At 64.6% G+C, this 13,606-nt stretch carries 11 protein-coding genes and 1 riboswitch; of the genes, 5 read left to right on the top strand and 6 right to left on the bottom strand.

The window, feature by feature from the left end; translation table 11 throughout:
• Positions 1-92: 92 nt before the first annotated feature.
• Complete coding sequence (rpoC, locus tag AC3EDY_RS02990) at positions 93-4,373, top strand: DNA-directed RNA polymerase subunit beta' (RefSeq protein ID WP_488570979.1); 4,281 nt, start codon at positions 93-95, stop codon at positions 4,371-4,373.
• Between the two features lie 102 nt (positions 4,374-4,475).
• Here rpoC and AC3EDY_RS02985 read toward each other — a convergent pair whose 3' ends face one another.
• The 3 genes from AC3EDY_RS02985 to AC3EDY_RS02975 all read right to left on the bottom strand — a co-directional run bounded on the left by AC3EDY_RS02985 (position 4,476) and on the right by AC3EDY_RS02975 (position 6,986).
• Entirely contained in the window at positions 4,476-4,703 is a 228-nt protein-coding gene (locus tag AC3EDY_RS02985; RefSeq protein WP_488570978.1) for a hypothetical protein, read from the bottom strand.
• A 19-nt stretch (positions 4,704-4,722) separates the two neighbouring features.
• On the bottom strand, positions 4,723-5,199 hold the full coding sequence (locus AC3EDY_RS02980; protein ID WP_488570977.1) for a hypothetical protein: 477 nt from the start codon (positions 5,197-5,199) through the stop codon (positions 4,723-4,725).
• Between the two features lie 119 nt (positions 5,200-5,318).
• Positions 5,319-6,986: an NAD+ synthase gene (locus AC3EDY_RS02975; RefSeq protein WP_488570976.1), complete on the bottom strand. Its 1,668-nt coding sequence runs from the start codon at positions 6,984-6,986 to the stop codon at positions 5,319-5,321.
• A 183-nt stretch (positions 6,987-7,169) separates the two neighbouring features.
• On the opposite strand from AC3EDY_RS02975, the gene AC3EDY_RS02970 reads away from it, so the two are divergent.
• Positions 7,170-8,105 carry a ribose-phosphate pyrophosphokinase gene (locus AC3EDY_RS02970; RefSeq protein WP_488570975.1) on the top strand — a complete coding sequence of 312 codons (936 nt, stop codon included), beginning with the start codon at positions 7,170-7,172 and terminating at the stop codon, positions 8,103-8,105.
• Positions 8,106-8,126: 21 nt separating this feature from the next.
• On the opposite strand, the gene AC3EDY_RS02965 is transcribed toward AC3EDY_RS02970, so the two are convergent.
• Positions 8,127-9,071: a helix-turn-helix domain-containing protein gene (locus AC3EDY_RS02965; RefSeq protein WP_488570974.1), complete on the bottom strand. Its 945-nt coding sequence runs from the start codon at positions 9,069-9,071 to the stop codon at positions 8,127-8,129.
• A 140-nt stretch (positions 9,072-9,211) separates the two neighbouring features.
• Between AC3EDY_RS02965 and AC3EDY_RS02960 the strand changes: the two genes are divergently transcribed.
• The gene (locus tag AC3EDY_RS02960; protein WP_488571214.1) at positions 9,212-9,991 is read left to right on the top strand and encodes an inositol monophosphatase family protein; all 780 of its coding nucleotides are present in this window, start codon (positions 9,212-9,214) and stop codon (positions 9,989-9,991) included.
• A gap of 84 nt (positions 9,992-10,075) precedes the next feature.
• Positions 10,076-11,350 carry a Xaa-Pro dipeptidase gene (locus AC3EDY_RS02955; RefSeq protein ID WP_488571213.1) on the top strand — a complete coding sequence of 425 codons (1,275 nt, stop codon included), beginning with the start codon at positions 10,076-10,078 and terminating at the stop codon, positions 11,348-11,350.
• Positions 11,351-11,440: 90 nt separating this feature from the next.
• On the opposite strand, the gene bfr is transcribed toward AC3EDY_RS02955, so the two are convergent.
• Together bfr and AC3EDY_RS02945 are read right to left on the bottom strand one after the other, a co-directional pair.
• On the bottom strand, positions 11,441-11,920 hold the full coding sequence (bfr, locus tag AC3EDY_RS02950) for a bacterioferritin (protein WP_488570973.1): 480 nt from the start codon (positions 11,918-11,920) through the stop codon (positions 11,441-11,443).
• Positions 11,921-12,044: 124 nt separating this feature from the next.
• Positions 12,045-12,224: a (2Fe-2S)-binding protein gene (locus AC3EDY_RS02945; protein WP_488570972.1), complete on the bottom strand. Its 180-nt coding sequence runs from the start codon at positions 12,222-12,224 to the stop codon at positions 12,045-12,047.
• Positions 12,225-12,399: 175 nt separating this feature from the next.
• Positions 12,400-12,515: riboswitch (SAM-I-IV-variant riboswitch) on the top strand.
• Between the two features lie 59 nt (positions 12,516-12,574).
• Between AC3EDY_RS02945 and AC3EDY_RS02940 the strand changes: the two genes are divergently transcribed.
• Positions 12,575-13,477, top strand: coding sequence for a homoserine O-succinyltransferase (locus AC3EDY_RS02940; protein ID WP_488570971.1), 903 nt, complete (start codon positions 12,575-12,577; stop codon positions 13,475-13,477).
• Positions 13,478-13,606 lie beyond the last annotated feature (129 nt).

Below are 13,606 nucleotides of genomic sequence, written 5' to 3'. Positions count from 1 at the left end.
TCGGTGGCGGGGGTCGCGTCCCGCCACCCGGCCCGTCCGCCTGCCCGCACGATACATGCGACCTGGATTTCCCTCCCAGTGAGGATCACGCAATGAACGACCTTACCAAATTCACCAACCAGCTTCCCAAGCCCGAAACCTTCGACCAGATCCAGATCGGTCTGGCGTCTCCCGAGCGTATCCGCTCGTGGTCGTTCGGCGAGATCAAGAAGCCGGAAACCATCAACTACCGTACGTTCAAGCCCGAGCGTGACGGCCTGTTCTGCGCCCGCATCTTTGGCCCCGTGAAGGACTACGAGTGCCTGTGCGGCAAGTACAAGCGGATGAAGTACAAGGGCGTCGTCTGCGAAAAGTGCGGCGTCGAAGTGACCGTTACCAAAGTGCGCCGCGAGCGCATGGGCCATATCGAGCTGGCCGCCCCGGTGGCGCACATCTGGTTCCTCAAATCGCTGCCCTCGCGCATCGGCCTGCTGCTCGACATGCAGCTCAAGCAGCTGGAACGCATTCTCTATTTCGAAAGCTACGTGGTGATCGAGCCGGGCATTACCCCGCTCGAGCGCTATCAGTTGCTGACCGAGGACGAACTGCTCGACGCGCAGGACGAATATGGCGAGGATGCGTTCTCGGCCGGCATCGGCGCCGAGGCGGTCAAGCAGATGCTCATGGACCTCGACATGGTCCAGGAGCGCGAGGACCTGCTCAAGGAACTGGCCGAGACGAAGTCCGAACTGAAGCCCAAGAAGATCATCAAGCGCCTGAAGGTGGTGGAATCGTTCATCGATTCCGGCAACCGCCCGGAATGGATGATTCTCGACGTGGTGCCGGTCATTCCGCCCGAACTGCGCCCGCTGGTGCCGCTCGACGGTGGCCGCTTCGCCACGTCGGACCTCAACGACCTCTATCGCCGCGTCATCAACCGCAACAACCGCTTGAAGCGCCTGATCGAACTGCGTGCGCCCGATATCATCGTGCGCAACGAAAAGCGCATGCTGCAGGAAGCGGTCGACGCGCTGTTCGACAACGGCCGTCGCGGCCGCGTGATCACCGGCGCCAACAAGCGCCCGCTCAAGTCCCTGTCAGACATGCTCAAGGGCAAGCAGGGCCGCTTCCGCCAGAACCTGCTGGGCAAGCGCGTCGATTATTCGGGCCGTTCGGTCATCGTGACCGGCCCGGAACTCAAGCTGCACCAGTGCGGCCTGCCCAAGAAGATGGCGCTCGAGCTGTTCAAGCCGTTCATCTATGCGCGGCTCGATGCCAAGGGTCTCTCGATGACTCTGAAGCAGGCCAAGAAGTGGGTGGAAAAGGAACGCAAGGAAGTCTGGGACATCCTGGACGAGGTGATCCGCGAACATCCGGTCATGCTCAACCGCGCGCCGACGCTCCACCGCCTTGGCATCCAGGCTTTCGAACCCGTGCTGATCGAAGGCAAGGCGATCCAGCTGCACCCGCTCGTCTGTTCGGCTTTCAACGCCGACTTCGACGGGGACCAGATGGCCGTCCACGTGCCGCTGAGCCTGGAAGCCCAGCTCGAAGCGCGCGTGCTGATGATGTCGACCAACAACATCCTCTCGCCCGCCAACGGCAAGCCGATCATCGTGCCTTCGCAGGACATGGTGCTGGGCCTCTATTACCTGTCGATGGACCGCAAGGGCGAACCGGGCGAAGGCATGCTGCTGGCCGACATGGCCGAAGTGCATCAGGCGCTCTATGCCGGCGCGGTCACCATGCATTCCAAGATCGTGGCGCGCGTGCCGCAGACCGACGAGAACGGGAAGACCTATCTCAAGCGGTATGAGACCACGCCCGGCCGCATGCTGATCGGCGAGTGCCTGCCCAAGAGCCACACCGTGCCGTTCGAGCTGGTCAACCGCCTGCTCACCAAGAAGGAAATCGCCGACGTCATCGACCAGGTCTATCGTCACACCGGCCAGAAGGAGACGGTCCTTTTCGCCGATGCGATCATGAGCCTCGGTTTCCGCAACGCGTTCAAGGCGGGCATTTCGTTCGGCAAGGACGACATGATCATCCCGGCCACCAAGGATGCTTTCGTGGCCGAGACCAAGGAACTCGTCGCCGACTACGAACAGCAGTACCAGGACGGTCTGATCACCCAGCAGGAAAAGTACAACAAGGTGATCGACGCCTGGAGCCGCTGCGGCGACCAGGTGGCCAGCGCCATGATGGACGAGATCCGCGCCACCCCGGTGGACGAGAACGGCCGCGAAAAGCCGGTCAACTCGATCTACATGATGAGCCATTCGGGCGCGCGCGGTTCACCGACGCAGATGAAGCAGCTGGCGGGCATGCGCGGCCTGATGGCCAAGCCTTCCGGCGAGATCATCGAAACGCCGATCATCTCGAACTTCAAGGAAGGCCTGACCGTCCTTGAATACTTCAACTCGACTCACGGTGCCCGCAAGGGCTTGGCCGATACCGCGCTCAAGACGGCGAACTCGGGCTATCTCACCCGCCGTCTGGTCGACGTGTCGCAGGATTGCGTGGTGACGGTCAACGATTGCGGCACCGAGCGGGCGCTGGAAATGCGCGCGATCGTGCAGGGCGGTTCGACCATTGCCTCGCTGGGCGAGCGCATTCTGGGCCGCACGCTGGCCGAAGACATGATCGAGGCCAAGACCGGCAACGTCATCTGCGAAAAGGGCACGCTGCTCGACGAGCCGACGGTCGCCCGGATCGAGGCGGCCGGCGTCCAGTCTGCGCGCATCCGTTCGCCGCTGATCTGCGAAGCCCCGCAGGGCGTGTGCGGCACGTGCTATGGCCGTGACCTTGCGCGGGGCACTCCGGTGAACATCGGCGAAGCGGTGGGCGTGATCGCTGCCCAGTCGATCGGCGAACCCGGCACGCAGCTGACCATGCGCACGTTCCACATCGGTGGCGCGGCGCAGGTGAACGAACAGTCGCACCTCGAATCGATCTGCGACGGTACCGTCCACTATCGCGACATTCCGACGATCACGGACAGCCGTGGCCGCCGCCTGTCGCTGGCCCGCAACGGCGAAATCGTGATCATGGATACCGACGGCCGCGAACGCGCCATGCACCGCGTGCCTTATGGTACGCACCTGCTGCACGAAAACGGTGCCAGGGTGGAATTGGGGCAGCGCCTGGCCGAGTGGGACCCGTTCACCCTGCCGGTGATCACCGAAAAGCCGGGTATCGTGCGCTATCAGGATTTGATCGACGGCCGCACGCTGACCGAGCAGGTCGACGAAGCAACGGGCATTGCCCAGCGCGTCGTTACCGAAAACCGCGCGGGCGGCCGGGCCAAGAAGGAAGACCTGCGCCCACGCCTGACCTTGCTCGACGATGCCTCGGGTGAAACCGCGCGCTACATGATGGCGCCGGGCACCACCCTTTCGGTGGAAGACGGCCAGGAAGTCCAGGCCGGTGACGTACTGGCGCGCGCCAGCCGCGAAGCCGCCAAGACGCGCGACATCACCGGCGGTCTGCCGCGCGTGGCCGAGCTGTTCGAGGCGCGCAAGCCCAAGGACAACGCGATCATCGCCAAGATCTCGGGCCGTGTGGAATTCATTCGTGACTACAAGGCCAAGCGCAAGATTGCGATCATCCCGGAAGAGGGCGAACCGGTCGAGTACCTGATCCCCAAGTCCAAGGTGATCGACGTTCAGGAAGGCGACTACGTCAAGAAGGGCGACAACCTGATCTCGGGCTCGCCCGATCCGCACGACATTCTCGAGGTTCTCGGTGTCGAGGCCCTGGCGGAATATCTCGTGGCGGAAATCCAGGAAGTTTATCGCCTGCAGGGCGTGAAGATCAACGACAAGCACATCGAAGTGATCGTTCGTCAGATGCTGCAGAAAGTGGAAATCACCGATGGCGGTGACACCACCCTGTTGCCGGGCGAGCAGATCGACCTTGAGGAAATGAACGAAACCAACGCCAAGTTGCCGGCGGGTTCGCGCCCGGCGGAAGGCAAGCCGGTGCTGCTGGGCATCACCAAGGCTTCGCTTCAGACACGTTCGTTCATCTCTGCCGCCTCGTTCCAGGAAACCACCCGCGTGCTGACTCAGGCGGCGGTCGAAGGGAAACGCGACAGCTTGATCGGCCTCAAGGAAAACGTCATCGTCGGCCGCCTGATTCCCGCGGGCACCGGCGCGGGCATGAACCGCATGCGCGTGGCGGCCAACAGCCGCGACGCCGCTCTCCGCGCCGCCAATCGCCGCCTTCAGGAAGCCCTGATCGCGCCGAACAGCGCCGCCGAAGAACATGCCGCCGAACTGGCCCAGGGCCCCGAAGCAGCGATCGGCAACGATCCGCTGGCTGCCGTGGAAGGCGAAACCCACGGCACCGATGCCGATGCGGCCGATTACCTGATCAAGGGCGACGAGGACTGATCCTCGCTATAGCCTGAAAACCACGAACCCCGCCGGGCAACCGGCGGGGTTTTTGTTGCAAGATGAAGCCAGGGCGAAGGGCAGGTCGCGGGCCAGGTCAGGTCAGGCCAGGTCAGGCCAGGTCAGGTCGAACCACAGCGCCTCGGCGGCAATGATTGCCGCAAATTGCGGGCTGACCGCCCGGCAATCCATCAGATCGACTTTCCAGAGCAAAGCGCGCTCGTCGAAGGCTTCGGCCAGTGCCGCCAGGAGCGCCAGCGGAAGGCGATCGGCAAGGGGGAGAGAGCAAGCGCCATGCCGTCGAATGCCATCGTCGAGGGGCGGGAGCACGAGGCGGCAAAGCGCGGTTTCAGCCGCGCGTGCCGAGGCGGGCGTCGCGGCCTGATAACAGCGCGGCGGCGTGCTGGGTGGAACGGTAAAGTCCTTCGTGCCGGTCTGCCCGCACGAACCCCTGGAGGAGAGCCGCGAAACCGGCGCTGTCGCCGGCGAGCGCATTGCGGACCATGGCGGCCAGTGTTGCCTCATCAGGCGTCATCGCCATCTGGCAGGGGCGATTGACCAGGAAACGTTCCGGCCAGGTGCGGATCACATGGCGCACCAGGGCGTGAACGGCAACGGCGGCCTCGACGCTGCGATAACGCTGTACAAGATCGGGCACGGGATCGCGCCCCGCGCGCTCGAACACGGCAGAAAGGCGCATGGCCATGACCATGTGCAGCCCCGGGAGCGATAGCGCGCGCATGTCCCGCGGGCGTGCCAGTGCCGCCACGATCGCGTTACGACGGGCAGAATTATGCGATGCTGTGTCGGGCCGGGCGGCGGACATGGGCAACCTCTTTTGCGATCGATTCGCAAGAAAGGTTAGGCAACGAGTTACTTTCCGTCAATGATTATCATTCGCAACAAAGGCGTGCTTTAGCGGCTCGCGCGCAAGCACGAAACCTGTCAGGCGGTTCGGAAACCCTGGGTTATCGGATAGCGCCGGTCGCGGCCGAAATTGCGCATGCCCAGCTTGACGCCCGGCGGGGCTTGGCGGCGCTTGTATTCGGCCAGGTGCAACAGGCGCTCGATCCGTTCCACGGTCGCACGGTCGAAGCCCTCGGCCGCGATCTGCGCCACGCTTTTCTCGTGCTCCACCAGGCCCAGCAGGATGGCGTCGAGAACCTCGTAGGGCGGCAGCGAGTCCTCGTCCTTCTGATCCGGGCGCAGTTCGGCGCTGGGGGGCTTGGTGATGATGCGTTCGGGCATGACCGTACCCTGCGGCCCCAGCGCGATGCGCGGCCTGTGCGCGTTGCGCCAGCGCGCCAGCGCAAAGACCGTGGTCTTGTAGGCATCCTTGAGCGGGTTGTATCCGCCGTTCATGTCACCATAGATGGTGGCATAGCCCACGCTCATCTCGCTCTTGTTGCCGGTAGTCACCAGCATCGGCCCGAACTTGTTGGAAAGTGCCATCAAGGTCGTGCCGCGGATGCGCGACTGCAGGTTTTCCTCGGTCAGATCGGGATCGCGCCCGGCAAAGGCCGGTGCCAGCATCCGGGTAAAGCCGTCGATCGCCGGGCCGATCGGCACGGTATCGAGCCGAACGCCCAGCATTCGTGCGCAGGCGGCCGCGTCATCGAGGCTTTCCTGGCTGGTATAACGGCTGGGCAGCATCACGCACCACACCCGTTCGGCGCCCAGGGCATCGACCGCGATCGCGGCGCACAGCGCTGAATCGATGCCGCCCGAAAGGCCCAGGATCACCCCCGGAAAACGGTTCTTGTCGACATAGTCGCGCAGGGCCATGACCATGGCGCAATAAATGTCTTCGGGGTGCTCGGTCGGTTCAGCCACTTCGCCCGCCTGGCAGCGCCAGCGGTGCCCGTTGCCGAAAGGCACGCGGTTCCATACCGTGTCGACCATGGCTTCCTGCCAATCCGGCAGTTGCGCCCAGAGCGCGCCTTCCGGGCCGACCACGAAGCTGGCGCCATCGAAAACCACTTCGTCCTGCCCGCCCACGCGGTTGACATAGACCAGCGGGATGCCGGTATCGATCGCGCGGCGCTTGGCCACGCCATCGATGCGCAGAACGTCCTTGTCGATCTCGTACGGGCTGCCGTTGACACAGACGAAGATTTCCGCGCCCAGCCGGGCGAGATGGCGGCATACGTCGGGATGCCAGATGTCTTCGCAGATCGGCAAGCCCAGCATGACGCCGCGAAACGGCACCGGTTCGGGCATCGGGCCAGGCAGGAACAAGCGCTTTTCGTCGAACGTGCCGTAGTTGGGCAGCTCGTACTTGAAGCGCGTGGCGACGATGCGGCCGCCATCGAGCAGGGCAACGCCGTTGTGCAGCGCGCCATCGCGCACGAAGACCGAACCGACGAGCATGGCCGGCCCTCCGTCGGCAGTGGCGGCAGCAAGCCTTTCCATTTCCACCGTGGCCCGTTCGATCAAGGCGGGCTTGAGCACCAGGTCTTCGTGCGGATAGCCGATCAGTTGCATTTCGGGAAAGACGATCAGATCGCTCTCGGGTGCCCTGCTCCGCGCGGCCAGCATGGCGGCGGCATTGGCGGCAAGATCGCCGACCCATTGGTTGAGTTGCGCAAGCGTGATGATCAGACGGTCGGCCATGGCCGGACTCTAGGCCGCCTCGGCCAAGGCGGGCAAGGGGGACCATGGCACCGCCGGGCGCAATCGCGACGAACGGGGCGGCCAGGGGCCATGCGCGCGGGCCTTGGGCGTTGCAAAACTGTCATCATGGGCTAAGGGCGGCGCGGAGGACCAGGACATCACGAGGACTCAAGGGGGAACGCCATGAAGATCATGTCCGGCAACGGCAATCTGCCGCTGGCGCGCGCCATTGCGGCTTATCTCGAACTGCCGCTGACCGACGCTTCCGTACGGCGCTTTGCCGACGAGGAAGTCTTTGTGGAAATTCACGAGAATGTCCGCGGGGAAGACGTTTTCCTGGTTCAGTCCACCGGCTTTCCGGCCAACGACAATCTGCTGGAGCTGCTGATCTGCATCGATGCGCTGCGTCGCGCATCGGCCAAGCGGATCACCGCCGTCGTCCCCTATTTCGGCTATGCCCGCCAGGATCGCAAGCCGGGGCCACGCACCCCGATTTCGGCCAAGCTGGTGGCGAACCTGATCACCACGGCCGGCGCTGACCGCGTGCTGGCCGTTGACCTGCATGCCGGCCAGATCCAGGGCTTTTTCGATATCCCCACCGATAACCTGTTTGCCGCCCCGGTCATGGCGGCCGATATCCAGACCCGTTATGGCGGGCAGGAGATAATGGTGGTCTCGCCCGACGTGGGCGGGGTGGTACGCGCCCGGGCGCTGGCCAAGCGGCTGGATAACGCGCCACTCGCCATTGTCGACAAGCGCCGCGATCGTCCTGGCCAGTCCGAAGTCATGAACATCATCGGCGACGTCAAAGGCCGCATGTGCATCCTGATCGACGACATCATCGATTCGGGCGGCACGCTGTGCAACGCGGCACAGGCGTTGATGGATGCCGGCGCGGCCGGTGTCGCGGCCTATATCTCGCACGGCGTGCTGTCAGGCGCCGCGGTGGCGCGAGTGGGCAGTTCGGCGCTCAAGGAACTGGTGATCACCGATTCGATCCTGCCCACCGAGGCGACCAGGAATTGCAACCGCATCCGCATCCTGACCATCGCCCCGCTGATCGGCGAGGCGATCCGCCGCATTGCCGACGAAAGCTCGGTTTCCAGCCTGTTCGATTGAACGCCGGCGCGCGGGCTGGCGCTATTGCCAGGGGCGGACGCCGCCCGGGGCGATCCGCTCGGTCATTTCCAGGCGCCGCGCCTGGCGCGTTTCGAGGGACAGTGTCATGAGCGGCTGCGGCTGCGCCACGAACTGGCGGGGCGACATGCCGAACATGGCAGTGAATTCGCGGATCAGGTGGCTTTGGTCGTAATAGCGCAGGGCCAGGGTTTCGGCCTCGGCATCGTCGGCCACGCCGCGCAGGTGGCTGGCCATGTCGAGCGCGCGGGCGCGGCGCAGCACCTGCTTGGGCGTCATGCCGAAATCGCGGCGTACGATGCGTTCCAGCCGGCGCTGCTCGATCCCGCACTGGGCGGCAAATTCGGCCACGCCGATCGCCGGATTGGCGAGGGCCGCGGCCTCGAACCGGGCAGTGACGGGATCGGGCTCGGGCGCGCCGCGCCAGGTCAGGATTTCGCGCAGGGCCTGTTCCATGGCCTGGCACCAGTCTTCGGGCGAAGCCGCGGGATCGAACATGGCAAGCCAGCGCGCGGCATCGAGGCCGAGGCGATCGATCGTGTCGAAGCGATCGGCAAGGTCTGCCTGGGGCAGGCGGGCCAGGGCCTGCCCGGCCCCGGGGCGCAGCACCGCGCCGACGCTGATGAAGCTGCCGGTCACGCCCACGGGCATGCGCCGGGTATTGGGGCCGAACAACAGCGCCGCACGCCCCAGGGCGCGGGCACCGTCGCGCGTCAGCGCCGTCCAGGCGCCGCGCAACTGCACGCGGATGCAGGTGGTATCGGCCAACAGGCCGCATTGGAGGACATAGTCGGCCGGCGCTTCCACCACGGTTGCGTAGAAACGGCCGATCCACGGGGCCAGATCCGGTGCCGGTGCCCGGCTGTAGGACAGCGGCTGGCCGTGGCGCGTCACCCCGGTGGCCGGCGCGATCGCCCTGTCCACGGCCGGCCTCGTGTTCTGGTTCATTGCTGTCTGCCCCCTGCTGCCCCCCAATGACTGGCTTTTCGTCTTCGTCAGGGAAACTTCAAACTTTTGACTATCATGCCTTTCGTGTCGGCAGGAAGCGCTTCTTGACCGCGTCCGCGCTATCGGCAAAGCACATGCCCATGAAGGTTGATGACGACATTGCCCTGGCCCACCGCCTGGCCGACGCCGCCGGTGCGGCGATTCGCCCCTATTTCCGCAGCGTGACGGCCGAACGCAAGGGCGATGCAACGCCCGTCACGCTGGCCGATCGCGCGGCCGAGGAAGCGATGCGGGTAATCCTGCTGGCCGAACGCGCCCAGGATACGGTGATCGGCGAGGAATTCGGTACGCGCCAAGGCACCTCGGGCCGCAGCTGGGTGCTCGATCCGATCGACGGCACCGCCGGTTTCCTGGCGGGGCGCGCGCTGTTCGGCACGCTGATCGCGCTGCTGGTCGACGGCTTTCCCGTCCTGGGGGTGATCGACCAGCCGATTGCCGGCGAACGCTGGGTGGGCGCATCGGGCCGGGCCACCACGCTCAACGGCCAGCCGGTCAAAACCCGGGCCTGCCGCGCGCTGGCCGGAGCCACGATCGCCACCACCGGCCCGCATTATTTCAGCCAGCACGAGGGCGATCATTTCATGGCCCTGGCGGGCAAGACCGATTACCGCCGCATGGTGATGGGTGGCGATTGCTACAACTATGCGATGCTGGCGACCGGCCAGCTCGACATCGTGTGCGAGGCCGGGCTCAAGCTGCACGACTGGGCCGCGCTGGTGCCGGTCGTGGAAGGCGCGGGTGGCACGATGGCCGACTGGAACGGCGAGCCGCTGCACGCGGGATCCCAGGGGGACGTCATCGCGCTGGGCGATCCGGCAAGGCTTGACGACGTGATCGAAGCGCTCGCCTGCCATCATTGAGGCGCGGGGTTTGGCCTCTTGCTCAGCCTCGTTGCACATGCAACTTTGCCTCGTTCTGAACCAAGAGGATAATGCATGAAAGCGATGAGAAGCGCGGTGCTGGGTGCGGTTGCGTTAATGGCGCTGACGGCGGGTGCGGCCCACGCCAGGACGGTGGTGGTGCGCGCGGCGCACATGATCGACGTTCTGGCGGGCAAGCGCGTCGACAATGTGCAGGTGGTGATCACCGATGGGCGCATCGCCGCGCTGGGCAAAGCGGGCGATGCCGTGCCGGCCGGGGCCGAGGTGATCGATCTGGGGCCGCGGACGTTGCTGCCCGGGCTGATCGACATGCATGTGCACCTTACCGCCGATCCGCGGTTCAGCGGCTATCGCAATCTGGAATTCACCGACAACCTTTCCACCGTGATCGGCGTGGCCAGCGCGAAAAAGACTATCGAGGCCGGGTTCACCACCGTGCGCAACGTGGGATCCAGCAACTTTGACGACGTTGCTCTCAAGCAGGGGATCGAACTGGGCTATGTGCCCGGCCCGCGCATCGTGCCTGCTACCTATGCCCTGGGCGCGACGGGCGGGCATTGCGATGCCACCGAATTCCCGCCCTCGATCACCGCGCCGTCACCGCAGATCGCCAATACGCCCGACCAGTTCCGCGCGCTGGTGCGCAGGATGCGCAAGTATGGCGCCGAAGTGATCAAGATATGCGCCACGGGCGGCGTCTTTTCAAAAACCGATTCGGTGGGCGCCCAGCAGATGAGCTTCGAGGAACTGAAAGCCGTTGCCGACGAGGCCCATATGCTGGGCATGCGGGTGGCCGCTCATGCCCACGGCACGGCAGGCATCAACGATGCGCTGCGCGCGGGGATCGATACGATCGAGCACGCCAGTCTGGCCGACGCGGAAAGCTTCCGCCTGGCCAAGGCCAAGGGCGCCTGGCTCGACATGGATATCTATAACGACGATTACATTCTTGCCGAAGGGGAGCGGAACGGCGTCTTTCCCGAAAGCCTGGCCAAGGAAAAGTTGATCGGGCGCAAGCAGCGCGAAACCTTTCGCGCCGCGCATGCCGCCGGGGTCAAGCTGCTGTTCGGCACCGACGGCGGTGTCTATCCCAATGGCGATAACGCGCGCCAGTTCGCCAAGATGGTCGAATGGGGGATGACCCCGATCGAAGCGATCCAGGCGGCAACCAGCAGCGCCGCGCAGGCGCTCGACCGGACTGCCGACGTGGGCGCCATCGCCACCGGCCGCTATGGCGATCTGATCGCTGTGGACGGTGATCCCCTGGCCGATGTGCGTGTGCTGGAGAGCGTGGTTTTCGTGATGAAAGGCGGGGACGTGGTCAAGCCTGCGGGCTGAGCGTCCTGCACTTTCGCGCGCGGTGTGGCGGGATGCCTGCGAAGATGGCGGGGCAGGAGTGTTGCAGGCACCCGCCCCAGCCGGATCGCGTCATTCCTCGGGGGGCTGGCTGTTGAGCTGGATGTAGTTCTGAATGCCGATCTGCTTGATCAGGTCGAGCTGGGTTTCCAGCGTATCGATGTGCTCTTCCTCGCTTTCGAGGATTTTCTGCAGCAGGTCGCGGCTCACATAATCGCGCACGGTTTCGCAAAGGGCGATGCCATCCTTCAGAACGGGCAGCGCTTCGTATTCCAGCTCGAGATCGGCCTTGAGCACTTCTTCCACCGATTCGCCCACTTTCAGGCGGCCAAGCGCCTGGAAATTGGGCAACCCGTCAAGAAACAGGATGCGATCGGCCAGCATGTCGGCATGCTTCATCTCGTCAATCGACTCATGCCGTTCGAATTCCGCCAGCTTTTTGACGCCCCAGTGGGCAAGCAGGCGATAGTGCAGCCAGTACTGGTTGATCGCGGTCAGTTCGTTGAACAGGGCCTTGTTCAGGAACTCGATGACCTTGGCATCGCCCTTCATTGCCACACTTTCCTATGCCGTTGCATTCGCGGCGCAGGCTAGGCCAGTGGCGACGGCGGAGCAATGCGAAGTTTTTTGCAGAACGCGGGTTTCGCCGCGCCCGGGCAAGGCCGGGCTGGCCTGCCTAGGCAAAAGCGCAGGCGCGTTCTTCGGCCACGATTTCGTCTGCTTCGTCAAGGCACTGGCGGCACTGCGGCTGGCAACCCAGCGCTGCATAAAGCGCCTCGGCATCGCCGCGCGCATGGCGGCGAGCCGCCTGGCGCAGGTCCTTTTCGCGGATGGCATTGCAAATGCAGATGTACATGGCACCCCTGGCTCTTGCCTACGGTCAGCTCTCGCTCATGGCAGCTTTCGCTCATGAGAATGAATCGCAAGGTAATGCGATTCATTCTCATGAGCAAGGGATAAAACCATTTTCGCGCCACGACGATGGTTGCCGTGGCTGACTTGCATTCGGCGCGGTGCGCGCCTACATGCCGCGCCAGCATCGAGAGTTGGGGATGACGCCCCAACGCCAACCTGCCGGTTTCCGGGCAAGGTGGCGCTTTCCCGCCCGGGAAAGGATGTGGCCGATCCGGCAACCAAGCGGAGCAAGCCTCAGGCGTCTTTCCCCGATCGCGATGCGGATGATCGTTTGTCAGGAAAGACCCGCCCGTGCCCATACGCATTGCCGATAGCCTCCCCGCCCGTCGCACGCTCGAAGCCGAAGGCGTGATCGTGATGGGCGAGACCGAGGCCGCCCGGCAGGACATCCGTCCGTTGCGCATCGCGCTGCTCAACCTGATGCCCGACAAGATCACCACCGAAACCCAGATCGCGCGGCTGCTGGGCGCGACGCCCCTGCAGATCGAGCTGCAACTCGTGCGCCTGTCGGGGCATGTCAGCAAAACCACGTCGGCCGGGCACATTGCCGAATTCTATCGCCCATTCGCCGATGTGCGCGCGGAACGCTTCGACGGTCTGATCGTGACCGGCGCGCCGGTGGAAACGATGGCATACGGCGAAGTCACCTATTGGGACGAACTGCGCCAGATCTTCGACTGGAGCCAGACTCATTGCCACCGCCTGTTCACCATCTGCTGGGGCGCGATGGCGGCGCTGGCCCATTTTCACGGCGTGCCCAAGCATGTGCTGGGCGCCAAGGCCCATGGCGTGTTTCCCCATGTCAACCGCGTACCGGCCAGCCCGTGGCTGCGCGGCATGTCCGATGTGGTGCCCGTGCCGGTCTCGCGCTGGAGCGAGGTTCGCCGCGAAGACCTGCCAGCCGGCCTTGCCGTTCTGCTCGACAGCGACGAGGTTGGCCCCTGCCTGATCGACGATCCGGCCATGCGCGCCATCCACATGTTCAACCACCTGGAATACGATACGCTTACGCTCGACACCGAATTCCGCCGCGACGGCGAGCGCATTGTGCCGCGGCACTATTATCCCGGCGACGATCCGGCGCGGCTACCGCGCAATACCTGGCGTACCCATGGACACCAGCTGTTCGGGAACTGGATCAACGAGGTCTATCAGACGACGCCGTTCGATCTGGCAGCGATCGGCGCGGGGTGACCGGGCACCCCGCGGCATTGCCGGGAAGACCGCCGATACAGGTGCCAATGGATTGGCCAATGGAGTGGCAAGTGGATTGGTACCGGGGCCGGCCCCTGGATCGACCGATGAATCAAGTTGCCAAGCCGG

It is taken from the genome of Novosphingobium sp. DS6-6, assembly GCF_057784975.1.
The sequence above is the reverse complement of the archived record's forward strand: the minus strand, read 5'-3'. Positions and strand labels throughout refer to the sequence as shown.